This is a genomic window from Knoellia sp. AC549 (assembly GCF_979258975.1).
Window position 1 is genome coordinate 3314127 of sequence record NZ_OZ409890.1, and the last position, 22706, is coordinate 3336832.

Annotated in this window: 20 protein-coding genes and 1 pseudogene; 10 read left to right on the plus strand and 11 right to left on the minus strand. The window is 70.7% G+C overall.

Annotation, left to right across the window (positions count from 1 at the left end; genetic code table 11):
* The first annotated feature begins 38 nt into the window (after positions 1 to 38).
* Positions 39 to 1622: a serine/threonine-protein kinase gene (locus ACZZ98_RS16105; RefSeq protein WP_463517185.1), complete on the plus strand. Its 1584-nt coding sequence runs from the start codon at positions 39 to 41 to the stop codon at positions 1620 to 1622.
* 70 nt (positions 1623 to 1692) lie between these two features.
* On the opposite strand, the gene ACZZ98_RS16110 is transcribed toward ACZZ98_RS16105, so the two are convergent.
* From ACZZ98_RS16110 to lpdA, 3 genes are read right to left on the minus strand one after another with little or no spacing between them, the layout of a single operon-like run.
* Positions 1693 to 2592 carry a TIGR01777 family oxidoreductase gene (locus tag ACZZ98_RS16110; protein ID WP_463517186.1) on the minus strand — a complete coding sequence of 300 codons (900 nt, stop codon included), beginning with the start codon at positions 2590 to 2592 and terminating at the stop codon, positions 1693 to 1695.
* A 10-nt stretch (positions 2593 to 2602) separates the two neighbouring features.
* Complete coding sequence (gene sucB / locus ACZZ98_RS16115; RefSeq protein ID WP_463517187.1) at positions 2603 to 4603, minus strand: 2-oxoglutarate dehydrogenase, E2 component, dihydrolipoamide succinyltransferase; 2001 nt, start codon at positions 4601 to 4603, stop codon at positions 2603 to 2605.
* Between the two features lie 39 nt (positions 4604 to 4642).
* The gene (lpdA, locus tag ACZZ98_RS16120; protein WP_463517188.1) at positions 4643 to 6022 is read right to left on the minus strand and encodes a dihydrolipoyl dehydrogenase; all 1380 of its coding nucleotides are present in this window, start codon (positions 6020 to 6022) and stop codon (positions 4643 to 4645) included.
* Positions 6023 to 6225: 203 nt separating this feature from the next.
* On the opposite strand from lpdA, the gene ACZZ98_RS16125 reads away from it, so the two are divergent.
* Together ACZZ98_RS16125 and ACZZ98_RS16130 are read left to right on the plus strand one after the other, a co-directional pair.
* Entirely contained in the window at positions 6226 to 6555 is a 330-nt protein-coding gene (locus tag ACZZ98_RS16125) for a hypothetical protein (protein WP_463517189.1), read from the plus strand.
* A 134-nt stretch (positions 6556 to 6689) separates the two neighbouring features.
* The gene (locus ACZZ98_RS16130; protein WP_463517190.1) at positions 6690 to 6881 is read left to right on the plus strand and encodes a DUF5302 domain-containing protein; all 192 of its coding nucleotides are present in this window, start codon (positions 6690 to 6692) and stop codon (positions 6879 to 6881) included.
* Between the two features lie 67 nt (positions 6882 to 6948).
* Here the strand turns inward: ACZZ98_RS16130 and ACZZ98_RS16135 are convergent, their stop codons facing one another.
* A complete protein-coding gene (locus ACZZ98_RS16135; RefSeq protein ID WP_463517799.1) occupies positions 6949 to 8529 on the minus strand; it encodes a leucyl aminopeptidase in 1581 nt (526 codons plus the stop codon).
* A 61-nt stretch (positions 8530 to 8590) separates the two neighbouring features.
* Between ACZZ98_RS16135 and gcvT the strand changes: the two genes are divergently transcribed.
* The 3 genes from gcvT to ACZZ98_RS16150 are packed head-to-tail and all read left to right on the plus strand — an operon-like array spanning position 8591 to position 10419.
* Positions 8591 to 9703 carry a glycine cleavage system aminomethyltransferase GcvT gene (gcvT, locus tag ACZZ98_RS16140; protein ID WP_463517191.1) on the plus strand — a complete coding sequence of 371 codons (1113 nt, stop codon included), beginning with the start codon at positions 8591 to 8593 and terminating at the stop codon, positions 9701 to 9703.
* Positions 9704 to 9730: 27 nt separating this feature from the next.
* A complete protein-coding gene (locus ACZZ98_RS16145) occupies positions 9731 to 10207 on the plus strand; it encodes an OsmC family protein (protein ID WP_463517192.1) in 477 nt (158 codons plus the stop codon).
* Positions 10204 to 10419, plus strand: coding sequence for a hypothetical protein (locus ACZZ98_RS16150; protein WP_463517193.1), 216 nt, complete (start codon positions 10204 to 10206; stop codon positions 10417 to 10419). The genes ACZZ98_RS16145 and ACZZ98_RS16150 overlap by 4 nt, the downstream gene beginning before the upstream one ends.
* Here the strand turns inward: ACZZ98_RS16150 and ACZZ98_RS16155 are convergent.
* Positions 10416 to 10994 (minus strand): DUF3043 domain-containing protein, encoded by a 579-nt coding sequence (locus tag ACZZ98_RS16155; RefSeq protein ID WP_463517194.1) that lies wholly within the window; start codon positions 10992 to 10994, stop codon positions 10416 to 10418. The two genes, ACZZ98_RS16150 and ACZZ98_RS16155, sit on opposite strands and share 4 nt — an antisense overlap.
* A gap of 140 nt (positions 10995 to 11134) precedes the next feature.
* Between ACZZ98_RS16155 and ACZZ98_RS16160 the strand changes: the two are divergent.
* A pseudogene (locus tag ACZZ98_RS16160) lies at positions 11135 to 12440 on the plus strand (M20/M25/M40 family metallo-hydrolase).
* A gap of 1 nt (position 12441) precedes the next feature.
* Positions 12442 to 13482, plus strand: a complete 1041-nt coding sequence (locus ACZZ98_RS16165) for a glutathione S-transferase family protein (RefSeq protein WP_463517195.1) — start codon at positions 12442 to 12444, stop codon at positions 13480 to 13482.
* Positions 13483 to 13485: 3 nt separating this feature from the next.
* On the opposite strand, the gene ACZZ98_RS16170 is transcribed toward ACZZ98_RS16165, so the two are convergent.
* The 5 genes from ACZZ98_RS16170 to ACZZ98_RS16190 all read right to left on the minus strand — a co-directional run bounded on the left by ACZZ98_RS16170 (position 13486) and on the right by ACZZ98_RS16190 (position 19948).
* Positions 13486 to 14712 carry an extracellular catalytic domain type 1 short-chain-length polyhydroxyalkanoate depolymerase gene (locus ACZZ98_RS16170; protein ID WP_463517196.1) on the minus strand — a complete coding sequence of 409 codons (1227 nt, stop codon included), beginning with the start codon at positions 14710 to 14712 and terminating at the stop codon, positions 13486 to 13488.
* Between the two features lie 137 nt (positions 14713 to 14849).
* Positions 14850 to 16043: a quinolinate synthase NadA gene (nadA, locus tag ACZZ98_RS16175; RefSeq protein ID WP_463517197.1), complete on the minus strand. Its 1194-nt coding sequence runs from the start codon at positions 16041 to 16043 to the stop codon at positions 14850 to 14852.
* A gap of 76 nt (positions 16044 to 16119) precedes the next feature.
* On the minus strand, positions 16120 to 16842 hold the full coding sequence (locus ACZZ98_RS16180; protein ID WP_463517198.1) for a M15 family metallopeptidase: 723 nt from the start codon (positions 16840 to 16842) through the stop codon (positions 16120 to 16122).
* A 59-nt stretch (positions 16843 to 16901) separates the two neighbouring features.
* Positions 16902 to 18290, minus strand: coding sequence for an ATP-binding protein (locus tag ACZZ98_RS16185; protein ID WP_463517199.1), 1389 nt, complete (start codon positions 18288 to 18290; stop codon positions 16902 to 16904).
* The gene (locus tag ACZZ98_RS16190) at positions 18290 to 19948 is read right to left on the minus strand and encodes an FAD-dependent oxidoreductase (RefSeq protein WP_463517200.1); all 1659 of its coding nucleotides are present in this window, start codon (positions 19946 to 19948) and stop codon (positions 18290 to 18292) included. Before ACZZ98_RS16190 ends, ACZZ98_RS16185 begins: the two co-directional genes overlap by 1 nt.
* A 178-nt stretch (positions 19949 to 20126) precedes the next feature.
* Between ACZZ98_RS16190 and ACZZ98_RS16195 the strand changes: the two genes are divergently transcribed.
* Entirely contained in the window at positions 20127 to 21290 is a 1164-nt protein-coding gene (locus ACZZ98_RS16195; protein ID WP_463517201.1) for a glycerate kinase family protein, read from the plus strand.
* 118 nt (positions 21291 to 21408) lie between these two features.
* Positions 21409 to 21795 carry a HesB/IscA family protein gene (locus ACZZ98_RS16200; RefSeq protein ID WP_463517202.1) on the plus strand — a complete coding sequence of 129 codons (387 nt, stop codon included), beginning with the start codon at positions 21409 to 21411 and terminating at the stop codon, positions 21793 to 21795.
* A 148-nt stretch (positions 21796 to 21943) separates the two neighbouring features.
* On the opposite strand, the gene ACZZ98_RS16205 is transcribed toward ACZZ98_RS16200, so the two are convergent.
* On the minus strand, positions 21944 to 22669 hold the full coding sequence (locus ACZZ98_RS16205; RefSeq protein WP_463517203.1) for a flavodoxin family protein: 726 nt from the start codon (positions 22667 to 22669) through the stop codon (positions 21944 to 21946).
* Positions 22670 to 22706 lie beyond the last annotated feature (37 nt).

A 22706-nucleotide genomic window follows, 5' to 3' on the forward strand; every position in this document is an offset into this window, starting at 1 on the left:
CTCGCGGTGGCTTCGGCGCCCTGGGCAAGGATGAGCTGATGGAGACCGTGGACAAGGCGCTGGACGGCCGGTATGCCGGACGCCACCGGATCGTGGACCACCGCGCTCCCAGCGTGCCCGGCTACGAGCTGCTCGAGCCGATCGGGCAGGGAGGGTCGGGTGCCGTGTGGTCGGCGACGAACACGGCCGGGGAGACTGTCGCGATCAAGGTTGTCTCGGCGGTGGACGCCGAGGATGCCCTCGTCGAGCTCGCCGTGCTCGGTCGGATCAACGAGCCGCACCTCGTCCGGATGCACGAGGCCACGGCGCTGCCCGGGGGCGACATCGCGCTCGTGCTCGACCACCTCGCGGGCGGCACCCTCGGGGCGGCGGTGCGTGCCCGTGGGCATCTCGCACCTGGTGAGGTCGTCACCGTGCTCAGCCCGATCGCGTCCACGCTGGGCCGCCTGCACGGCATCGGTGTCGTCCACGGCGACGTGTCACCCGGCAACGTGCTCCTGGATCTCGAGGGCCGCCCCTTCCTGGCCGACCTGGGGGTGGCGCGCATCGCCGGGCGCGAGTCGGCCGAGGTCCGTGGCACCGAGGGCTTCATCGCGCCGGAGGTGGCCGTCGGAGGGGTGCCCACCATCGCCTCCGACACCTACGCCCTCGGAGCGCTGGCGTGGTTCTGCCTCACCGGTGAGGCGCCGGGCCCGGCGGTGCTGCGAGGACGCCTCGGCGACCGGGTCGCAGGCCTCCCTGCCGAGCTGGCGACTGCGGTCGAGGGGGCCCTGCGCTCCCGCCCCGAGGACCGCCCGGATGCCGACGCCCTGGCGTTGGCGATCTTCGACAGCGCCGCCCCTGAGCCGCTCGTGCTCGTGCAGGGTGAGGACGACGTCAGTCTGCTCACCCGGCGGATTCGAGCGGCTGCGCGGGCGGAGCTGATGACGCCTCGCCAGCAGCGGCGGGCGCCTCGGCTTCCCGCCGCGTCCGAGTTGTCGCTCGTCGTGGCCGTTTCCAGACCGCGTCCGTCAGGAGGAGCGCGGCGGCGTGCCTGCGGGGCATCCGCACGGTGGTGCCGTTCGTCGTCGTGGTCGCGACTCTCGTCGCGGTGGCCCTCGGGGTGCTCGCGTGGAGCGGCGGCCGCGGCGACGGCCAGGCCTCGGCTGCGAGTGGGCCGGGGACGACCCCGACCTCGAGTGGTGTGGAGGCTGCTGGGTCAGGGACGGCCGATGCCCGCCTCGTGCCGGATGCTCCCCGCACTCGACCGCTCGCCCTCGTCAGCTCTCTGGCGCAGGCCCGGGCTGCAGCCTGGTCGAGCGGGATCGCCGCCCGACTGGTCGAGGTCGATGCCCCGCGTTCCCCGGCTCTGGCGCGCGACACCGAGGTCCTGGCCGGGGTCCAGCGAGCGAACCAACGATACGTCGGCCTGGCCTTCGTGGTTCGCGAGGCGACCTTCGTGGGGGAGTCGGGCGGTGTGGCGACCGTCAGGGCGCGGATCGACACCGGGAGCTCACGTCGTGCGGGGTCGCGATGGCGACCTGCCGCGACCTGCGGTCACGGCCGCGCCGGTGCTGCTCGACCTCGTCCGCACGGACGCGGGGTGGCGCGTTCACGACGTGCGAGCAGGTGGCGCGCGCTGACCGACCACCGACGTCACGCGTCGACTGTGCGTTCGTCCTGGTCGGGATGGCGCGAGGAGGGCTCGGCCGGCTAGGAGCGAGCCGTGAGCAGCCAGCGGACCGCGTCGGGGAGGGTGGCCTGAGCGTGGACGAACCCGCTGCCCTGCAGGCGTCGTGGCAGGGCGCGCTGGCTCGAGACGATGTCGCCGGCCATCTCGCCGACGACGAGTCGCAGCGCGAGCCTGGGCGCCAGCAGCAGGGTCGGGCGATGGAGCTGGCGGCCCATCTCGGCCACGATGTCACGCTGTCGTGCAGGCTCAGGGCCGGTGAGGTTGACCGGGCCCTCGAGCCGCTGGTCGAGCACGTGCTCGATCGCGCGCACCTCGTCGGCCAGGGTGATCCACGACCAGTAGTGACGGCCGTTGCCCAGCGGTCCTCCGAGCCCCAACCTCGTGAGCCGGAGCAGCATCTTGATCGCGTCGCCCTCGGCATCCAGGACGATGCCCGTGCGCAGGAGGGTGACCGGCGCGCCGGCCGCGCGAGCCGGCTCGGTCGCGCCCTCCCAGGCGTGGACCAGGTCGACGAGGAAGCCGGATCCGGCGCTGCTCTCCTCGGTGAGGATCTCGTCGCCGCGGTCGCCGTAGTAGCCGACCGCGGACCCGTTGACGAGGTGGATCGGCCTACCGGTCGCTGCGATGGCCGTCGCCAGGGCGGTGGTTCCGTCGGTGCGCGACGCGATGAGCTCGGTCTTGAAGTCGGGTGTCCACCGGTGCGCACCGATGCTGGCACCCGCGACGTTGACGACTGCGTCGACCCCGTCGAGCACCTCAGGGGCGAGGTGACGGGTCGACGGATCCCACTGCACCTCGCTCGCCTGCTTCGCAGGGCGTCGCACCAGCTGGATGACCTCGTCGCCCCGCTCACGCAGCGAACGACACAGCGCACCACCGATCAGTCCGGACGAGCCGGCGACGGCGATGCGCTGTGTCATGTGCAGTGCCTCAGAGGCCCAGGTCCGCCTCGAAGGCGCCCTCCTCGAGTCGCTCCTTGACCGTCGTGAGGAAGCGGGCGGCGTCTGCGCCGTCCACGATCCGGTGGTCGTAGGAGAGAGCGAGGTAGACCATCGACCGGATCGCGATCGTCTCGCCGCCGTCGGAGTCGCTGACGACGACCGGTCGCTTCACGACAGCGCCGGTGCCGAGGATGGCGACCTGTGGCTGATTGATGATCGGCGTGTCGAAGAGTGCGCCGCGGGACCCGGTGTTGGTGATGGTGAAGGTGCCGCCGGCGAGGTCGTCGGGCGTGATCTTGTTGGTGCGCGTGCGCTCCGCGAGGTCGGCGATGTTGCGGGAGAGTCCGGCGATGTTGAGGTCGCCGGCGTTCTTGACCACCGGCACGAGCAGGCCCTTGTCGGTGTCCACGGCCATGCCGACGTTCTCGCTGCCGTGATAGATCACCGTGTCGCCGTCGATGCTCGCGTTCACGGTGGGGTGGGCCTTGAGGGCCTCGATGGCGGCGAGGGTGAAGAACGGCAGGAAGCTGAGCTTGGTCCCCTCACGGCGGGCGAAGTCACCCTTGGCGCGGTCACGCAGGCGCGCGATCTTGGTGACGTCCACCTCGACGACGGTCGTCAGCTGGGCCGACGTCTGCAGCGACTCGACCATCCGCTTGGCGATGACCTTGCGCAGTCGCGTCATCGGCTGGGTCGTGCCGCGCAGGCTCGTGTCGACGGCGGCGGACTTGCCCGTCGAGGAGGGCGCAGGCGCAGCGGTCGTCGTGCTCGCGGCCGGGGCCGCCTCGGGCGTCGCCGCGGGAGCCTTGGCTGCCTCGGCAGCGGCGAGGACGTCCTGCTTGCGGATGCGACCACCGACGCCGGTGCCCTTGATGGAGGCGAGGTCGATGCCGTTCTCGTTCGCGATCTTGCGCACGAGGGGAGTGACATAGGCCGACGCGTCCTGGGCCTCTTCGGACCCGCCGGCCTCGGTCGCCGGAGCAGTGCCCTTGGCCACCTCGCCCTCGGATGGTGCCGGCTCGTCGGGTGCGACGCTCTGGGCCTGCGCGGGCTGGTCGCTGGTGGTGTCCGCAGGCTTCTCGGGCGGCGCCTGCTCCTGCTGCTTCGGCTGCTCTGCCTCAGGCTCCGCGGACTGTCCGGGGCTCTCGGCTTCCGGCTCGGGCGCTGCCTCCTCGGCACTGGGCTGCGCGGGGGCCGCGGCCTCTGACGTGTCCGTGTTGTCCGAGGCTGCGGCGGCTCCGCCGTCGGCGTCGCCACCGACCACGGCGAGGTCGGCACCCACGGGGACGGTCTCGTCCTCCTGGACGAGGATCTTGCTCAGCTTGCCCGCCACGGGGGAGGGGATCTCGGTGTCGACCTTGTCGGTCGAGACCTCGAGCAGTGGTTCGTCGACGGCGACCTCGTCGCCCTCGGCCTTGAGCCAGCGGGTGATCGTGCCCTCGGTGACGGACTCACCCAGGGCCGGCATGGTCACGGTCGTGCCACCGCCACCGCTCGGGGCGGCCGGGGCCGACTCGGCCGGAGCGGACTGCGACGGTGCGGACTCGGCGGACGTGGACTCGGCGGGTGCATCGGTGTGGGGAGATGCCGGCTCCTGGCCGCCCTCGTCGCCGGCCGCAGCCACCTCGTCACGGTCGGCAGGGGACTCGATGGCGTCGCCGTCGCCGCTGTCGCCGGAGCTGTCCTCGGCGGCCGGCGCGGCCTCCGAGGCTGACTCCTCAGCGGGCGCGGCGTCGTCGCCACCGGCCGCGGAACCGTCACCGATGACGGCGAGGTCGGCGCCCACGGCGACCGTCTCGTCCTCCTCGGCCAGGATCTCCTGGAGGGTGCCGGCGACCGGCGAGGGGATCTCGGTGTCGACCTTGTCGGTCGAGACCTCGAGCAGCGGCTCGTCGACCTCGACCTGGTCACCGACGTTCTTGAGCCACCGGGTGACGGTGCCCTCGGTCACGGACTCGCCGAGGGCGGGCATGGTCACACGTTCGGACATGGTGTCAGTTCTCCTATCGACGGTGGCTCTGCGTCAACTCTAGTTGTGAGCATGCAGCGGTTTGCCAGCGAGCGCCAGATGGGCTTCGCCGAGCGCTTCGTTCTGGGTGGGGTGGGCGTGGATGAGAGGCGCGACATCGTCCGGGTGCGCCTCCCAGCCGACGATGAGCTGGGCCTCGCCGATCTGCTCGCCCATCCGCGCGCCGACCATGTGGACGCCGACGACCGGTCCGTCCTTGGAGCGCACGAGCTTGACGAACCCCTGGGTCTGCAGGATCTGGGACTTGCCGTTGCCGCCGAGGTTGTACTCATACGTCTCGACCTCGCCATGCACCTCGCGGGCCTGCGCCTCCGTGAGGCCGACCGACGCGATCTCGGGGTTGCAGTAGGTGACGCGCGGGATGAGAGTCTCCACGATGGGTGCCGGCGAGAGTCCGGCGATCTCCTCGGCGACGAAGATGCCCTGCTGGAAGCCACGGTGCGCGAGCTGGAGACCGGGGACGATGTCTCCCACGGCATACACGCCGTCGACCCCGGTGCGGAGGCGGTCATCGGTCGTGACGAAACCACGATCGAGCGTGACCCCCACCTCGGCGAACCCGAGTCCGTCGGTGACGGGGCCGCGTCCCACGGCGACGAGCAGCAGGTCGGCGTCGATGGTGGTGCCGTCCTCGAGGGAGACGGTGACGACGTCGCCCTCCTGGGTCGCGCCAGCGAACTTCACGCCGGCCTTGACGGTGATCTTGCGCTTATGGAAGGTGCGCTCCAACACCTTGGAGACGGCCTCGTCCTCCGCCGCCACGAGTCGGGGCAGCGCCTCGACGACGGTGACCTCGGAGCCGAAGGACCGGAAGACCGAGGCGAACTCGACCCCGATGACACCGCCACCCAGGACGACGACCCGATCCGGAACGAAGTCGAGCTGCAGGGCCTGTTCGCTCGTCATGATGCGGCCGGCGATCTCGAGACCGGGAAGCGTCCTGGGATAGGAACCGGTGGCCAGCACGACGTGGCGTCCCGTGACGCGACGTCCGTCGACCTCGACGGTGGTGCGGTCGACGAGCCGACCGGTGCCCTCGACGATGTCGACCTTGTGCGCCTTGGCCAGGCCCAGCAGCCCCTTGTGCAGACGGCCGACCACCCCGTCCTTGTAGGCGTTGACCCCGGCCATGTCGATCGACTCCAGGGTCGCCCGCACACCGAACTGCTCGCTCTCACGGGCGGAGTCGGCGACCTCTGCGGCGTGGAGCAGGGCCTTGGTGGGGATGCAGCCGACGTGCAGGCACGTCCCGCCGAGCTTGGACCGCTCGACAAGAGCGACACGGAGCCCCAGCTCCGCCGCGCGGAAGGCGCAGGCGTAGCCGCCGCTCCCGCCTCCCAGGATGACGACGTCGTATGTGTCCTCGGCGGTGGCCGGCATGCGTGGTGCTCCCTCGGGTCGGGTCCGTGAGGCACGAGCCGAACGGGTCTCGCCCTCGCCGCGCCAGTGCGGCACATCCTGTCACTGCGCCGTGTCGGGCGTCACACGAGGTCCGAGCAGGGAGAACCGCCCCTGTGCGTATGCCGTCGGCGCGCCCAGCGAAGTCACACCCACCTTCCAGCGCTCTTCCGTATCGTGGCGCCATGGCGTGGTTCAGGCGACGAAAGGGCGGGGTGCCGGCGCAGGGCGCGACGGCGCCCTCCAAGGACGACGTCCGCAGGGCGCGAGCACACTTGGAGGAGTTCGCCCGAAGCCGCCGCGGGGTGGAGGCGTTCGTCGAGCCCGCGACCAACGTCACGGCGACGACCGTCATCCTCATCGCGCACGACGGCGAGTGGACGCGGCGCGCGGTGCCGTCGCGCGAGGACGCGTTCAGGCTCGCGACCGACCTGCACCTCCCGACCTACGACGTCAACCAGACGGGCTACCCGCAGCGGATGCGCGACTGGAACTCGCGACAGCGCCGTCGCTGACCCCGCCGGCGAGCCAGGATCGCATCGCCCGGCGCCCGGCGCCCGGTGTCTCGTGGGTGGCGCAAAGCCTGTGGCCGCCCTGCCGCGGGTCGTGGGAGAGTGAGGGCGACCGCACCACCGATCCAGGAGGACCCGTGTCCGAGTCGAAGAGTTCCCGTCCGACGCCCAGCGAGGACATGAAGAAGAAGTTCCGCGAGGCCCTGGACAAGAAGCACGCCCACGGCGGCGCCGACGTCTCCGGTGGCAGCGACCACGGCAAGGTCGACCACGGGCACGGCCCCGAGACCTCCGGGCGCGACCAGATGTTCCGCCGCAAGTCCGGCTGACCCGGCCAGAACGAGAGAGGTCCCCGTCCGCGCTCGGCGCAGGCGGGGACCTCTCTCTTGCTGTCGGTCAGGCGGTGTGGTTCTCGATCAGGTTGACCAGGGTCGCGACGCCGTATCCGGTGCCGCCCTTGGGGATGGCGCCGTCGGCACCCTTCTCGTTGAACGACGGGCCGGCGATGTCGACGTGGGCCCACGGGATGCCCTCGCCGACGAACTCCTGCAGGAAGAGCCCTGCCGTGAGCATGCCGCCCCACCGGTCGGCCTTGTGCTGGAGGTCGGCGACGACCGAGTCCAGGCCGGCACGCAGCTCGCGCGGCAGCGGCATCGCCCACGAGTCCTCGCCCTCGGCGCCACCGGCGTCGACGACCCGGGTGCGGAAGGCGTCGTCGTTGCCCATGACGCCGGCGACGCGGGCGCCGAGGGCGACCATCTGCGCTCCGGTGAGCGTGGCGATGTCGACGATGACGTCGGGCTCGGCCTCGCTGGCCAGGCAGATGCCGTCACCGAGGACCATGCGCCCCTCGGCGTCGGTGTCGATGATCTCGACGGTCGTGCCGTTGCGCATCGTCACGACGTCACCGGGACGTTGCGCGGTGCCGCTGGGCATGTTCTCGGCGAGGCAGAGGTAGCCGGTGACGGCCACGGGCCCGCCCAGCTCGGCGGCGGCGACGACCGTGGCGGCAACCGCCGCAGCGCCCGCCATGTCGGACTTCATCGTCAGCATGCTGCCCGCCGGCTTGATGCACAGGCCGCCGGAGTCGAAGGTGATGCCCTTGCCCACGAGCGCGACCGAGCCGGCCTTCGAGCCGCGGGACCCGCTGGGGGAGTAGGTCATCGTCACGATGCGCGGCGGGTTGACCGAGCCCTGGCCGACGCCGACGATGCCGCCGAAGCCACCCTTGGCGAGCGCCTTCTCGTCGAGGACGGAGACCGAGACCTTGCCCGAGGACGCAGCGACGACCGCCTTGACCCGGTCGACGAACGCCTGCGGGGTGAGGAGGTTCGGCGGGGTGTTGACGAGGTCGCGGGCGAGGTCACGCGCAGAGCCGATGACGGCCGCACGCTCGAGGAGTGCCTTGACCGACTTGCCCTGTCCGAGTGAGGACACGATGGTGATCTTGGGCCCGCCAGACGCAGCAGGGGCCTTCCGGGCCTTGGCCTGTGCCCCGACCGACACCTTGGTGGAGGCGGCATCGAAGCTGTAGCACCCGGCATACGCACCGTCGGCGACAGCCGCGAGCGCGGCCTCGTCGGTGGCCGGGAGGGCGACGGCGACGCTCGCCTTCGTGGCGACCGAGCGCAGCGCCGAGCCGGCAGCAGCACGGAGCACGTCCGGGGTGAGGTCGGCAGCGGCGCCGAGGCCGGTGATGACGACCGCCGTCGCGGAGACGCCGGGGACGGCCACGACGCGCACGGTCTCGCCGGGCTTGCCCTTGGACTCAAGGTCGGCGAGCACCGACGTGAGGTGCTTGGCGGCGGCGGCGGGCAGACCGTGTCCGGTCGCGAGGGTGGCCCCCGAGTCGCTCGAGACGGAGCCGACGACGAGAGCGTCGACCTTGAGGCTCCCGGCGTCGCGGGTGGTGAGGTTGAGGGTTGGCGCTGCTGTCACGCTGTGTCTCCTACGGCCGATCCGGGCAGGCGAGATCATCGCCCCTGTGCGTCGCACCCTAGCCGCGACGGTGAAGGAGGCGTCGCGATAGCGTGCCGTCATGACCGATCTGCTGCACTCTCCCGTCCATGACCGGCACGTCGCGCTCGGTGCCAAGCTCGCCGACTTCGGCGGGTGGGAGATGCCGATCGAGTACCCCGGAGGCGGCGTCGTCGCCGAGCACACGGCCGTCCGCGAGCGCGTCGGGCTCTTCGACGTGAGCCACCTCGGCAAGGCTCGGGTGTCCGGGAGCTCAGCCGGGCAGTCGGCGGTGGACTTCGTCAACTCGTGCCTGACCAATGACCTGCGCCGTATCGGTCCGGGCCAGGCGCAGTACACCCTCTGCTGCCAGGACGACGGCGGAGTCGTCGACGACCTCATCGCCTACGTCCGCAGCGAGGACGACGTCTTCCTCATCCCCAACGCCGCCAACACCACCGCCGTCGTCGAGCTCCTCCGCGCCGCAGCCCCCGAGGGCATCACCGTCGAGAACCTCCACGACGCGTATGCCGTGTTCGCCGTCCAGGGTCCCAGGAGTGACGAGGTGCTCACCTCGCTCGGGCTGCCGGTCGACCACGACTACATGTCGTTCGTCGAGACGGAGTGGCAGGGCCTGCCCGTCATCGTCTGCCGCACGGGATACACGGGAGAGCGCGGCTACGAGCTCGTGCCCGCCTGGGACGCGGCCGGCTCGCTCTGGGACGCGCTCGCCTCCGCGGTCGCCGACCAGTCCGGTATGCCGGCCGGTCTCGGTGCGCGTGACACCCTGCGCACCGAGATGGGCTACCCGTTGCACGGCAACGACCTCAGCACCGAGATCACGCCCGTCATGGCCGGAGCGGCGTGGGCCGTCGGCTGGGAGAAGGAGAGCTTCTGGGGCAAGGAGGCGCTCGCCGAGCAGCGCGCCGCCAAGACCTCACGGTTGAACCGCGGTCTCGTCGTCACCGGTCGCGGCATCCCGCGGGCCCACTGCTCGGTGCTCAAGGACGGAGAGGTCGTCGGCGAGGTGACGTCCGGGACGTTCAGCCCGACCCGCAAGGAGGGCATCGCGCTGGCGCAGCTCGAGCGGTCGGTCGCCGTCGGGGACGAGGTCGTCGTCGACGTGCGGGGTCGCGAGGTCCGGGCGACGGTGACCAAGCCACCGTTCGTCGAGGTCGGCGTCCGCACGAGCTGACGGACGACGAGGGACGAGGCGACGCGCATGGGCGAGCACAGCTATCGGGCCACGATCGCGTGGGAGGGGTCCACGGGTGGCGGCTACACGGCATACCCGCGCGATCACGACGGGAGCGTCCCGCCGGCGACCGAGCCGTTCGCGCTGAGCGCCGACCCGCACTTCCGCGGTGACGCGACCCGGGCCAACCCCGAGCAGCTCCTCGTGCTCGCCGCCAGCTCGTGCCAGCTGCTGTCGTTCCTCCACGTCGCGGCGAGCGCCAAGCTGGACGTGCTCGACTACACCGACGACGCGGTGGGCATCATGCCCGAAGAAGTGAAGCCCATGCGCATCACGCGAATCACGTTGCGCCCCAAGGTCTTGGTCGCCGCGGGCAGCGACGTGAGCCGGTTCGAGGAGCTCATGCACGAGGCCCACGAGAGCTGCTTCATCGCCAACTCACTTATCACCGAGGTCGTGCTCGAGCCGACCGTCGAGACAGCCCCAGAGGAGAACGTGTCATGACCGAGGCCTGGACCTGGACCTATGAGAACGCCGCCGGAGCAGCAGTGACGGGGGAGCCGACCACGGAGACCGCGTTCCCCACGCAGTCCGACGCCGAGAACTGGTTCGGCGAGGTGTGGCGCGAGCTGGCCGAGGCCGGCGTCGCGGCGGTGTCGCTGCACCGCGACGGGGAGAAGATCTATGGTCCGATGCCGCTCGACGCCTCGGTCTAGCTGGGGTAGGCGCCGCGCTTGACGATCGGGCGGGGCATGCGGGTGCGGCGCATCTGGAACGAGCGCATCGCGGCATAGAAGCCGTCGCCCCGCTGGACGGCGTCCTCGCCGTGCTTGGCCACGAGCCTCTTCTTGATCCGGCGCCACGCGAGGAACGTGTCGACGACCGCGGCGGCGATGAGCCCGTAGACGAGGGCGAAGACGATGAGCATCGCCCACGGCTGACGCACGAACGACAGCGCCAGCACGATGAGCATCACCGGAAGCATGAACTCGGCCACGCCCCACCGCGCGTCGACGTAGTCGCGGATGAAGCGCTTGGCCGGACCCTTGTCCCGCGCGGGCAGGTGCGTCTCGTCGCCGGTGAGCATCGCCTGGCGCTGCTTGGCCAGCTGCTCGCGGCGCTTGGCCCGGTCGGCGCCCTTGGCCGCCTTGCGGTCCTTGACGACGAGGGGCTGCCTGCGGGCCGCCTCCTGGTCGCGCCGCTTGGGCGTGGGGCGGTTCTTGGCGCCCTCGCGGGCGATCGCCGTCTGCTCCGCGAGCTCGTCGTTGGTGGTCCTGCTGCGTCCGAACACGGCCCGAGTGTATGCCGCCGGGCTGAGTCCTCCGTGCACGTGACCGAGGGCCGTGGGTAGGGTCGGCAGGGTGACTGACTCCACCAACCAGAGCGACCCGGCTGAGCTTCTCCGCGCTCCGCGACACCGTCCGCGACCTCATGCCCGGGCTGCGGACCGACCTCGAGGCGCTGACCCGGATCCCGAGCGTCTCCCTGCCGGCCTTCGACCAGAGCCATGTGGACGCCTCGGCCGAGGCCACCGCGGCGCTTCTGCGGGCCGAGGGGCTCGAGGTCGAGATCGTGCGTGAGGGGGGCGCTCCCGCGGTCATCGGGCACATCGACGGACCCGAGGGCGCCCCGACCGTCATGCTCTACGCGCACCACGACGTGCAGCCGCCGGGTGACGACGCGGACTGGGACAGCGCGCCGTTCGAGCCGACCGAGCGCGACGGTCGTCTCTATGGCCGGGGGGCCGCCGACGACAAGGCCGGGATCATGGCGCACATCGCCGCCCTGCGCGCCCACGCCGGCCACCTGCCCGTCGGTGTCACGGTCTTCGTCGAGGGTGAGGAGGAGGTCGGCTCGGACTCGCTCATGACCATCCTCGAGCGCCACGGCGACAAGCTCAAGGCCGACGCCATCGTCCTCGCCGACTCGACGAACTGGGACATCGGCACCCCTGCGCTCACGACGACCCTGCGCGGGCTCATCCGCGTCGTCGTGACCGTCACGACCCTCGACCACGGCGTCCACTCCGGCATGTTCGGCGGGGCCGTTCCCGACGCCATCACCGCGCTCGTCCGCCTCATCGCGACCCTCCACGACGACGAGGGCAACGTGGCCGTCGCCGGGCTCAGGTCCGGTGAGGCCGCCGACCTCGAGTTCTCCGAGGAGCGCCTGCGTGAGGAGTCGGGCCTGCTCGACGGTGTGTCGACGATCGGCTCCGGCTCGCTGCTCTCGCGCATGTGGACCAAGCCGTCGCTGACGACCATCGGCATCAACGCGCCGTCGGTCGAGAAGTCGTCCAACACCCTCGTTCCCACCGCCTCCGCGAAGCTTCTCGATGCGCATCGCCGCCGATGAGGTGCCGACCGACGCGTTCGTCGCCCTCGAGAAGCACCTGCTCGAGAACGCGCCCTGGGGCGCCAAGGTCGAGATCACCCTCGACGACCAAGGTGCGGGGTTCGCCGCCGACGCCAGCGGCCCGGTCTATGACCAGGCGCGTGCCGCCTTCGCGGACGCCTGGGGCAAGGAGCCGGTCGACATCGGCGTCGGCGGCTCGATCCCGTTCGTGGCGGCCTTTGCCGAGCGCTTCCCGGACGCGGCCATCCTCGTCACCGGTGTCGAGGACCCCGACACGCGCGCCCACGGCGCCAACGAGTCACTGCATCTCGGCGAGTTCGAGAAGGTCTGTGTGGCCGAGGCTGTGCTCTTCGCCCGCCTCGGCTCGATGAGGAGGAGCTGAGATGCCCGAGACCACCCAGGGGAAGTACGTCGAGCCCGAGTTCGAGCGCGACACCGACTACATCGAGGACCGGATCACCCGGGGCGGCGAGCAGTGGCCGGTCGAGCCGGCTCGCTACCGCCTCGTCGTGGCCCGGGCGTGCCCCTGGGCCAACCGGGCGATCATCGTGCGTCGACTCCTCGGCCTCGAGGGCGCGATCTCGATGGGCATCTGCGGACCGACGCACGACGCGGACTCCTGGACCTTCGACCTCGACCCCGACGGGCTCGACCCGGTGCTGGGGATACCCCGCATCAAGGACGCCTACCTCGCCCGTTTCCCGGACTACCCCAAGGGCATCACCGTGCCCGCCATCGTCGACGTGCCCAGCGGGGAGGTCGTGACCAACGACTTCCCGCAGATCACCCTCGACCTCTCGGGGGAGTGGACCGAGCTCCACCGGGAGGGAGCGCCTCAGCTCTATCCCGAGCGCCTGCGGGCCGAGATCGACGAGGTCAACAAGCGCGTCTACACCGAGGTCAACAACGGTGTCTACCGGTGCGGGTTCGCCGGCACGCAGGAGTCCTACGACGCGGCATACGAACGGCTGTTCACCGCCCTCGACTGGCTCGAGGAGCGCCTCGCCACGCAGCGTTACCTCGTCGGCGACACGATCACCGAGGCCGATGTGCGCCTCTTCACCACGCTGGCACGCTTCGACGCGGTCTACCACGGCCACTTCAAGTGCAACCGCAGCAAGCTCACCGAGATGCCGGTGCTGTGGGCCTACGCCCGCGACCTGTTCCAGACCCCCGGCTTCGGTGACACCACCGACTTCGTCCAGATCAAGAGCCACTACTACGAGGTCCACCGTGACATCAACCCGACGGGGGTCGTGCCGCTCGGGCCGGACCTCGCGGGCTGGGGGACGTCCCACGGTCGGGAGTCGCTCGGTGGGCGGCCGTTCGGCGACGGGACACCGCCGGGTCCGCCGCCCGAGGGTGAGCGCGTGGCGAAGAGCAACAACCCGCACGTGGGCGACGACGGCCTCATCTCACTCTGACGTCTAGCACTTCTGCCAGTAGCCGGGGCTCGTCTCGCGCACCGCTGACGTGTTGAAGGTGTTGTAGAGCCCGAGGTTGTCGTTGGAGCCGAGGGCCAGGGCGTAGCCGCCCGAGTGCCTGGCCCGACCTGCCTGGACGTGCGCGTAGTTCGTCGACGTGACACAGGTCGGGCTGCTGGTCGCCGTCGGCGTGGGAGACGGTGTCGCGGTGGGAGTCGCCGTCCCCGTGGGCGACGTCGTCGGAGTGGGTGACGGAGGCGACCCGAGCAGTCCGAAGAACTGGGCGTCGTGGTGGGCGCCGCAGACGGTGTCGATGAAGTAGGCACCCGCGGTGCCGCACTGGGTCGGGCCGCTGCCGGGATCCACGGGTGTGCCGTGGCCCATCCCCGCGATCTCGGTGAGTCGCACGGCCCCTCCGCCGTACTCCGTCCAGGTCACTCCTGACGCCAACGTGCCTGTGGCGGTGGGGAGCTGGCTCACACCCGCGACGTCGGTCCACTGGTCGCGCAGCTCCCGACCGTTCATCGGGGTCACGGTCGTGTCGGACTGGCCGTGCCAGATGGCGACCCTGGGTCGCGGTCCGGACCACCCGGCATACCCCGCCCTGGCAAGGTCACCCCACGCGCGCGGCGTCCTGTCCATGCCCGGGTTCATGCACGAGTAGGCCTGTGCCACAGTCGTTGCGCACCCGTGCGCGATGCCGGCGTTCACGGATCCACCGGCAAAGAGATCCGGGTATGCCGCGAGCATGCTGGCCGTCATGGCACCGCCGCCCGAGAGGCCGGTGACGTAGACCCGGCTCGGGTCCGCCCCGTAGGCCGAGATCGCATGCCTCACCATGCTGGCGATCGAGGCGACCTCACCCTGCCCCCGGGTCACGTCCCCCGACTGGAACCAGTTGAAGCACCGGCTCGAGTTGTTGGCCGTGGACTGCTGCGGCAGGACGACCGTGACGCCCCGGCGGTCGGCGAGGTCACGCCATCCCGAGCCGCTCAGGTAGCCCGGCGCATCCTGGGTGCAGCCGTGCAGGGCGACGACCAGGGGAGCGCCACTGGCCGCGTTGTCCGGGCGATAGCTCCACATCGTCAGGGCGCCGGGGTTGGACCCGAACGACGTCACCTGCTGGAGGGTGGCCGCGGACGCTCCCTGTGCGGTGACGACGCCCAGCGCTGCTGCGGCGGCCACCGCCAGTGCGCTCGTCCAGCCAAGGAGCTTGTGGGTGCGAACCATGTCGGCCTCCCGAGTTCCGGGCATCGCCGTCGACGCCCTGGTTCGGGCTGACGCTAGTGAGGACCGGGCCGCCAGGGCGTGGGTGCGGCCCCCATGATCCGAGGTGCGGGACTAGTCCCGCGCCCCACCGGCCCGGCTCAGTCCTTGCTGGTCTCGCCGGGCAGGGCGAGCATCTGGTCGAGAGCGGCCCGGGCCTCGACGGCGACCTGCTCGTCGACCCGGATCGCGTTGACGACCCGACCCTCGACGAGGGACTCGAGCGCCCACACGAAGTGTGGCAGGTCGATGCGGTTCATCGTCGAGCAGTAGCAGACGTTCTTCTCGAGGAAGCTGATGCGCTGCCGGGGGAACATCTGGCCGAGGCGCTGGACGAGGTTGAGCTCGGTGCCGACCGCCCAGGCCGTGCCGTCCGGTGCCGCCGCGATGGTCTGGATGATCTTCTCGGTCGAACCGACCTCGTCGGCCAGCTCGACGACCTCGTGACGGCACTCGGGGTGCACGATGACCTTGACGCCGGGGATGGTGGCCCGAGCGGCCTCGACGGCCTCCGTGGTGAAGCGTCCGTGGACCGAGCAGTGTCCGCGCCACAGGATCATCCTGGCTGCCTGGAGCTGCTCGACCGTCAGACCGCCCATGGGGCGGTGCGGGTCCCAGACGACGCAGTCGTCGAGCGAACCACCGAGGTCACGCGCCCAGGTGTTGCGTCCGAGGTGCTGGTCGGGCAGGAAGAGCACCTTGCCGGCGCCCTCGATCCCACCGGACTCGCCGAAGGCCCAGGTGAGTGCCGTCTTGGCGTTGGACGACGTGCACACGGTGCCGGAGTGACGACCGGTGAAGGCCTTGATCGCTGCTGAGCTGTTCATGTAGGTCACCGGGATGGTCTGCTCCGCGACCCCGGCCTCGACGAGCTGGTCCCAGCAGTCCTCGACCTGGGCGATGGCCGCCATGTCGGCCATGGAGCACCCCGCCGCGAGGTCGGGCAGGATCACCGTCTGCTCGTCGCTCGTGAGGATGTCGGCGGACTCGGCCATGAAGTGGACACCGCAGAAGACGATCCACGGCGCGTCGGGCCGCGCGGCGGCCTCCTTGGCCAGCTTGAACGAGTCACCGGTGACGTCGGCGAACTCGATGACCTCGTTGCGTTGGTAGTGGTGGCCCAGGACGAACACCTTGTCGCCGAGCGCCGCCTTGGCCGCGCGGGCCCGGGCCACCAGGTCGGGGTCGGAGGGCAGGGGGAGGTCACCGGGGCACTCGACGCCGCGCTCGCTGTGCAGGTCGCGTCCCTGGCCGAGGACGAGGAGCGGGAGCGGGGCGGGGGTCGTGGTCGTCACCCGAAGATCGTATGCCGGGTGGCTGGATGGTCGTGTCCTGAGTCACGCCCGCCGAGTCCGACGCGGAGCAGCTCGCTCAGGGCTGGGGGATCTCCATGTGCTGGTAGTCCTTGAGCGAGGTCCAGTGGCCGCCCCAGTCGAAGCCGCGGCTCGTGAACGACGTCACGGCGATGTCGCCGTCGATGAGCATGCCGGGACGGACGTCGGTCCGGTCGAGGAAGCCTCTTCCGGCTGGCGGGTAGACGCTGGAGCCCTTGACATAGGGGTTCTCGATCGTGTTGATGTCGATCGCCTTGCCGTAGGAGTGCGTCGAGTAGCGGGTGCCGCCGGTGATGGCTCGGCAGTTGAAGGCCGAGGTGTTGTCGGCGTCCATCGACGCGTCGTCGGACCCTCCGTAGTTCTCGATCAGCTCCATGCGGCGGATCGGGAAGTCATCGAGATAGAGCTTGCGGAAGGCGTTGACGGTGTCGCGGGCGATGTCCTCGTGGACCATGAGCTGGCCCTCGTGGTCCTCGCCGTCGAACCCGCGATGGGTCATGTCGATGATGCGCAGGTCCTCGATGGGGACGGGACAGCCGGGCTTCCACGAGACGCCGATCATCGTGGCGCGGGTCGCGTCGTCGACGGGGCGGATCACGGCGTGGAAGCCGCCTCCCGGTGGAAGGCTCCGACCGTCGGGCTGCGCCGAGGCCGACGGCCCGCTGGCGGCAATGGCGCCCAGGGCGGCGACAGTGGTGGCGATGGCAAGGTGGCGCAGCTTCACGGTGGCTCCCGATGGTCGTGAGTTGTTTCCCTTCATGCAACCACGTCCGTGAAGAAGTTTCACCCCCTGGCGGCCCACAGCCTCGCCCGGCCCGGTCAGGCCGGCCCACCCACGGGCAGGCTCACCCGCATGCTGGTCCGGCCGGGACGCGAGTCGATCGAGATCTCTCCTGAGTGACGCTCGACGACGATGCGACGCGAGATGTCGAGCCCGAGTCCGGTGCCCTTGCCCACGTCCTTCGTCGTGTAGAACGGCTCGAAGGCACGTGCTTGGACGTCGGCCGGCATCCCGGGCCCGGAGTCCTCGATCGTGACGATGACGAGGCCGAGCTCGTCGAGGTGGGTGGAGACGCGCAGGGTGCCCTGTCCGTCCATGGCGTCCACGGCGTTGTCGATCAGGTTGGTCCACACCTGGTTGAGCTCGCCGGGAATGCCCTCGATCGTCGGCACCTCCGGGGTGAAGTCGCGTTCGACCGTGATGCCCTCGAGCTTGTGGGCCAGCATCGTCAGCGTGCTCTCCAGCCCTTCGACCAGGTCGATCCGCTGGACCCCGGCGCGGTCGAGCTGCGAGTAGGAACGCACTGCCCCGACCAGGCTCGAGATGCGCCCTGTGGCGTCCTTGACCTCCGACAGGAGCGCGTGGACGGTCAACGAGTGGGCCACCCACTCGATGCCGGGCCCGAGCGCAGCGGAACCGACAGCCTCCTCCACCTCGTCGCACCAGCTCGGGTCCATCCCGGCTGCTGCCAGTGGCGGGGCGAGCATCCAGGCCTCGTCCACACCGTGGTCCGCGAGCCAGTCCGCCAGCTCGTCCTCGCGATCAGCCACTGCGAGCCGATCGAGCGCAGCTGCCTGTGGAGCGGCGACGTGGCGCAGCTCCTCGAGGCGAGCCACCTGCTCCGGCGTGACGCCGTGCGAGACCAGCCGCAGCATGGCTGAGACCAACGCCTCCGAGGTCGTCGCCAAGGAGTCCACGGCCCGGGTGGCGGCAGCCGCAGGGTTGTTGATCTCGTGGGCGAGTCCGGCCGCGAGCGTCCCCAGCGCCACGAGCGCCTCGCGCTGTCGGGCGTTCGACTCCACTCGCCGCACCGTGTCGACCAGGCCACGGATGAAGTGCACGCCGAACGCGAACCACTCGTTGCCGAGCCTGCCGAGCTCGTCGGAGGGGACCCGCATGAGACGGGTGCGCTCCACCACTCGTCCGGTCGCGAAGCACAGCGCGTTGGGGTCCCAGGCCGCGAACCCGCCTGCCCACTGCCCGGGGGTCGTCATGGCTCCGACGACCGTCTCCTCCTTGCCGACGCGCTTGAGGAGGTTGACCGACCCCTCGAGCATCACCCACCACGTGTCGGCCGGTTGCCCCTCACGCCACAGCTCCTCGCCCGGCTCGGCGACCATCTCGCTTCCGGCGTGCTCCAGCTGTGAGAGCTGTGCGTCGCTCAGCCCGTCGAACAGCGGGATCCGGCGCAGGTCCTGGATCGCCATCAGATCGTCGCCAGGTAGCGGTGGACCAGGTAGACCGACATGGCACCCTCGCCGACCGCCGAGGCGACCCGCTTCATCGAGTCCTGGCGGACGTCTCCCGCAGCGAAGACGCCTGGGACGCTGGTCTCCAGGGCGAAGGGTGCCCGGGGGAGCGGCCACTGTTCACCACTGGGACTGGCCATCATCTCCTGCCCGGTCAGCAGGAACCCCTTCGCGTCACGAGCCACGTCACCCACCCAGTCGGTTCGAGGAGTGGCACCGATGAAGACGAACAGCCAGCTGGCCCTCACCTCCTCCTGCTCTCCCGACGCACGGTCGACGAGGGTGAGGCGCTCGAGATGGCCCTCACCGGAGACCGCTCCGACCTCGGTGCCCAGACGCACCTCGACGTTCGGCGTCGAACGGATCCGGTCGACCAGGTAATGGGACATGCCGGCCTCCAGCTCACGGCCACGCACGAGCATCACGACGCGTCGGGCATGGCGGGCGAAGTTCAGCACCGCCTGGCCTGCGGAGTTCGCGGCACCGACGATGTAGACGTCCTCACCCTCGCACTGGAGGGCCTCGTTCGCCGAAGCCCCGTAGTACACGCCTCGCATGCCGAGCTCCTCGACCCCGGGCGCGTCGAGGCGACGGTAGGACACGCCTGTGGCCACGAGGACGGCGCGTGCCTCGATGGAGTCGCCTCCCTCGAGGAGGACGGCGCGGACCGGTCCTCTCGTCTCGAACCCGGTGACGCCACTGGCAAGGACCGTCTCCGCGCCGAAGCGAGCCGCCTGGGCGACCGCTCGGTGGGTGAGGTCGGCTCCCGACAACCCCTTCGGGAAGCCGAGGTAGTTCTCGATCGACGCACTCTGGGCTGCCTGACCTCCCGGGGCGTCCCGCTCGACGACCACCGTGGAGAGCCCCTCCGAGGCCGCGTAGACGGCGGCGGCGAGGCCGGCCGGCCCCGCCCCGACGATGCACAGGTCATAGAGGGTCTGCTCCGCCCTGGTGCGCAGACCCAGCGCGGCGGCGAGATCCCGCGTGGAGGGGGAGGCAAGCGAGTCACCATCGGGCACGAGGACCAGAGGGAGGTCGTCGACCGTGCGCTTGGAGAGATCGAGCAGGAGCCGCGCCTCCTCGTCGCGCTCCAGGTCCAGCCACCGGTAGGGGACGTGGTTGCGCGCCAGAAAGGTCTTGATCTCGTAGCTGCGCTCCGACCACCGGTGGCCGAGGACGCGGACCTCGGAGGTCTCCGGGGGATGCGCACCGACCCAGTCGTCGAGAAGCCCGTCAACGACGGGGTAGAGCTGCTCCTCGGGTGGGTCCCAGGGCTTGAACATGTAGTAGTCCAGCGCGATGTCGTTGATCGCCCTGATGGCGACGTCGGTGTCGGCATAGGCCGTCAGGAGCAGGAGCTTGGACTCCGGGGACTTCTCGCGCACCTGTGCGAGCATCCCGATCCCGGTCATCTGCGGCATCATCTGGTCCGAGACCACGAGCGCCACCGACCGGTCTCGCAGGATCAGCTCGTCCAGCAGGCCGAGTGCTTCGCCGCCGGAGGTCGCCGACACCAGGCGGTAGTCGCCGCCGTAGCGCTTGCGGAGGTCGCGCACGATCGCCTGGGACACGGCGGGGTCGTCATCCACGGCAAGGATGGTGGGCTTGGAGGCCATGTCGCTCGTTCCGTCGGCGCGCCTGGTGCACGCACGATCCTGCCAGCCGGCGGACCCGGCTGCGGCCCATACGCGAGAACGCGAACCACGACGGCACGCCGGTCGAGGTTGGTACCGTGCGGAGCCTCCTCGAACCGGCCCTCGCCATGGCCGAGGGGCACCCGATACCGTGCGTGCCGTGCACGTCGTCATCGCCCCGGACTGCTTCACCGGAACCCTCACCGCCACCCAGGCTGCGGAGGCCATCGCGGCGGGATGGCACGACACCGCCCCCCAGGACACCCTGACCCTCCTCCCGCTGTCCGACGGCGGGCCGGGCTTCCTCGACGTCCTCGCGGGGGCTCTCGACGGGGACATCGTGGCGCTCACCGTCAGCGACCCCCTCGGGCGAGAGGTGCCCGCAGCGGTCCTCGTCGCGGGCGCACCGGGTGAGCGGACGGCATACATCGAGTCGGCCCAGGCCGCAGGCCTGCACCTGCTCGCCGCGGACGAGCGCAACCCCGCGCTCACGAGCACCTGGGGAGTGGGCCAGCTGCTCCTGGCCGCCCTGGCCGAGAAGCCGCAGCGCATCGTCGTCGGCCTCGGCGGTAGTGGCACCAACGACGGTGGCGCCGGGATGCTCGCCGCCCTCGGCGCCGGTCCCGCCGAGCACCTGGCGCGCGGTGGCGGAGCCCTCGCCGATGCCCCCGATGACGCGCTGTCCGGGCTGCTGTCGGCGCGCGAGCAGCTCGCCGGTGTCGACCTCGTGCTGGCGACCGACGTCGAGAACCCGCTGCTCGGCTTCAAGGGCGCCAGTGCCGTCTTCGGGCCGCAGAAGGGCGCCACACCCGAGCTCGCCCAGGAGCTCGAGGGCGCACTTGGACGGTTCACCGAGATCGTGGCTCGCACCGTCCCCGCGCCCCTGGACCTCCTCACCGGCGCAGCTCGCCGGCTCGACCGCGAGCCGGGGGCCGGAGCCGCTGGGGGGCTCGGCTACGGGCTGCTCCTCCTCGGTGGACATCGGGTCAGCGGGGTCGAGCTGGTCCTCGACACCGTCGGGTTCCGTGACGTGGTGCGCGGCTGCGAGCTCGTCGTGACCGGGGAGGGCACCTTCGACTGGCAGAGCCTGCAGGGCAAGGTCGCCTCCGGCGTGGCCGTGGCCGCCCTCGAAGCCGGGCTGCCCAGCATCGTGCTCGCCGGCCAGGTCCTCGTCGGCCGGCGCGAGACGATGGGGCTGGGGATCAGCGGCACGTATGCCGTCGCCGAGACTCGCGAGGAGATCGACGCCGCGCTCCTCGACCCGGTCGGCACCCTGCGCGCCAGGGCGGCCCGGGTCGCCCGGACGTGGTCCCCCGCCCGGTGATCCGCGAAGTGGTCGTATCCTGAAGATGCACGGGAACAGATCGCGGCTCATGGCAGTTGCGAACTCATGCACCACCCACAGTCCCAGCCCGAGCCCCGACGCATCACAGGAGTGACCCATGAGCGAGCTCGACACCCAGACCCAGACCACCACAGCGGCCGAGCCCGGTTCTGCGCCCGCGCACGGCGTCCTCCTCACCGACCTCGCTGCGGGCAAGGTCAAGTCCCTCCTCGCCCAGGAGGGCCGCGAGGACCTGCGCCTGCGCGTCGGCGTGCAGCCCGGCGGCTGCTCCGGCCTCATCTACCAGCTCTACTTCGACGAGCGGTCCCTCGACGGTGACCTCGTGCGCGACTTCGACGGTGTCGAGGTCGTCGTCGACCGCATGAGCGGTCCCTACCTCGAGGGCGCCACGATCGACTTCTCCGACACCATCGAGAAGCAGGGCTTCACCATCGACAACCCCAACGCGGGCAGCTCCTGCGCCTGCGGCGACTCGTTCGGCTGAGCCCGGCCCGGCATCGCCGAAGGGCCCCTCACCGTCGTGGTGAGGGGCCCTTCGCGTATGCCGTGGCGCTCGTTGCGCTGATCCGCGCAGGTCTCGCTGACGTTGCGGCGAAGCGTGCAGACTTCAGCGAGACGACAGCCGGCTCGGCTCAGCGGTACTCGGGGTTGGGGTGGTCGAAGCTCGTGCCCTTGTCCCACTCGACCCGCTCGTTGCCGCCGGCGGGGAAGCCGCCTCCCTGCTTGAGCAGCCAGGCGAGATGCATGAGGTTCCAGGTCATGAACGTCGTGTTGCGCTGGGTGAACTCGTTCTGCGGTCCACCGCTGCCGTCGTCGAGGTAGGACGGTCCCGGGCCCGCCTCGCCGATCCAGCCGGCGTCGGCGTTGGGTGGGATCGAGCAGCCGAGGTGCTGGAGGCTGTAGAGGATGTTGGACGCGCAGTGCTTGATGCCGTCCTCGTTGCCGGTGACGATCGCGCCACCGACCTTGCCGTAGAAGATGTACTGGCCCCGGTCGTTGGTCATGCCGCTCATGGCGTAGAGGCGTTCGATGACGCGCTTGGTGACGCTCGAGTTGTCACCGAGCCAGATCGGACCCGCGATGACGAGGATGTCGCTGGCCTGCACCCGCTCCCAGATCTGCGGCCAGGCGTCGCTCTGCCACCCGTGCTCCGTCATGTCCGGATAGACACCGGTCGCGATGTCGTGGTCGACGGCGCGCAGCACCTCCACCTCGACGCCGTGCTTCTCGAGGATCGCGGTGCTCACGTCGATGAGCCCCTGGGTGTGGCTCTTCTCGGGGGAGCGCTTGAGGGTGCAGTTGAAGATCATGGCTCGCAGGCCAGTGAAGTCGGCGTCCTGCCAGTGGGGGGTGTCCATGCGCACACCCTGCTCCCCGGCCCTTCGCCGGGCAAGG

What these genes read in the sequence shown, in the direction of transcription:
- ACZZ98_RS16105 (WP_463517185.1), top strand. Translation starts at nt 39, where the DNA reads ATGGAGACCGTGGACAAGGCGCTGGACGGCCGGTATGCCGGACGCCAC.
- ACZZ98_RS16110 (WP_463517186.1), bottom strand. Translation starts at nt 2,592, where the DNA reads ATGACACAGCGCATCGCCGTCGCCGGCTCGTCCGGACTGATCGGTGGT.
- sucB (WP_463517187.1), bottom strand. Translation starts at nt 4,603, where the DNA reads ATGTCCGAACGTGTGACCATGCCCGCCCTCGGCGAGTCCGTGACCGAG.
- lpdA (WP_463517188.1), bottom strand. Translation starts at nt 6,022, where the DNA reads ATGCCGGCCACCGCCGAGGACACATACGACGTCGTCATCCTGGGAGGC.
- ACZZ98_RS16125 (WP_463517189.1), top strand. Translation starts at nt 6,226, where the DNA reads ATGGCGTGGTTCAGGCGACGAAAGGGCGGGGTGCCGGCGCAGGGCGCG.
- ACZZ98_RS16135 (WP_463517799.1), bottom strand. Translation starts at nt 8,529, where the DNA reads ATGATCTCGCCTGCCCGGATCGGCCGTAGGAGACACAGCGTGACAGCA.
- gcvT (WP_463517191.1), top strand. Translation starts at nt 8,591, where the DNA reads ATGACCGATCTGCTGCACTCTCCCGTCCATGACCGGCACGTCGCGCTC.
- ACZZ98_RS16145 (WP_463517192.1), top strand. Translation starts at nt 9,731, where the DNA reads ATGGGCGAGCACAGCTATCGGGCCACGATCGCGTGGGAGGGGTCCACG.
- ACZZ98_RS16150 (WP_463517193.1), top strand. Translation starts at nt 10,204, where the DNA reads ATGACCGAGGCCTGGACCTGGACCTATGAGAACGCCGCCGGAGCAGCA.
- ACZZ98_RS16165 (WP_463517195.1), top strand. Translation starts at nt 12,442, where the DNA reads ATGCCCGAGACCACCCAGGGGAAGTACGTCGAGCCCGAGTTCGAGCGC.
- ACZZ98_RS16170 (WP_463517196.1), bottom strand. Translation starts at nt 14,712, where the DNA reads ATGGTTCGCACCCACAAGCTCCTTGGCTGGACGAGCGCACTGGCGGTG.
- ACZZ98_RS16180 (WP_463517198.1), bottom strand. Translation starts at nt 16,842, where the DNA reads ATGAAGGGAAACAACTCACGACCATCGGGAGCCACCGTGAAGCTGCGC.
- ACZZ98_RS16185 (WP_463517199.1), bottom strand. Translation starts at nt 18,290, where the DNA reads ATGGCGATCCAGGACCTGCGCCGGATCCCGCTGTTCGACGGGCTGAGC.
- ACZZ98_RS16190 (WP_463517200.1), bottom strand. Translation starts at nt 19,948, where the DNA reads ATGGCCTCCAAGCCCACCATCCTTGCCGTGGATGACGACCCCGCCGTG.
- ACZZ98_RS16200 (WP_463517202.1), top strand. Translation starts at nt 21,409, where the DNA reads ATGAGCGAGCTCGACACCCAGACCCAGACCACCACAGCGGCCGAGCCC.
- ACZZ98_RS16205 (WP_463517203.1), bottom strand. Translation starts at nt 22,669, where the DNA reads ATGGACACCCCCCACTGGCAGGACGCCGACTTCACTGGCCTGCGAGCC.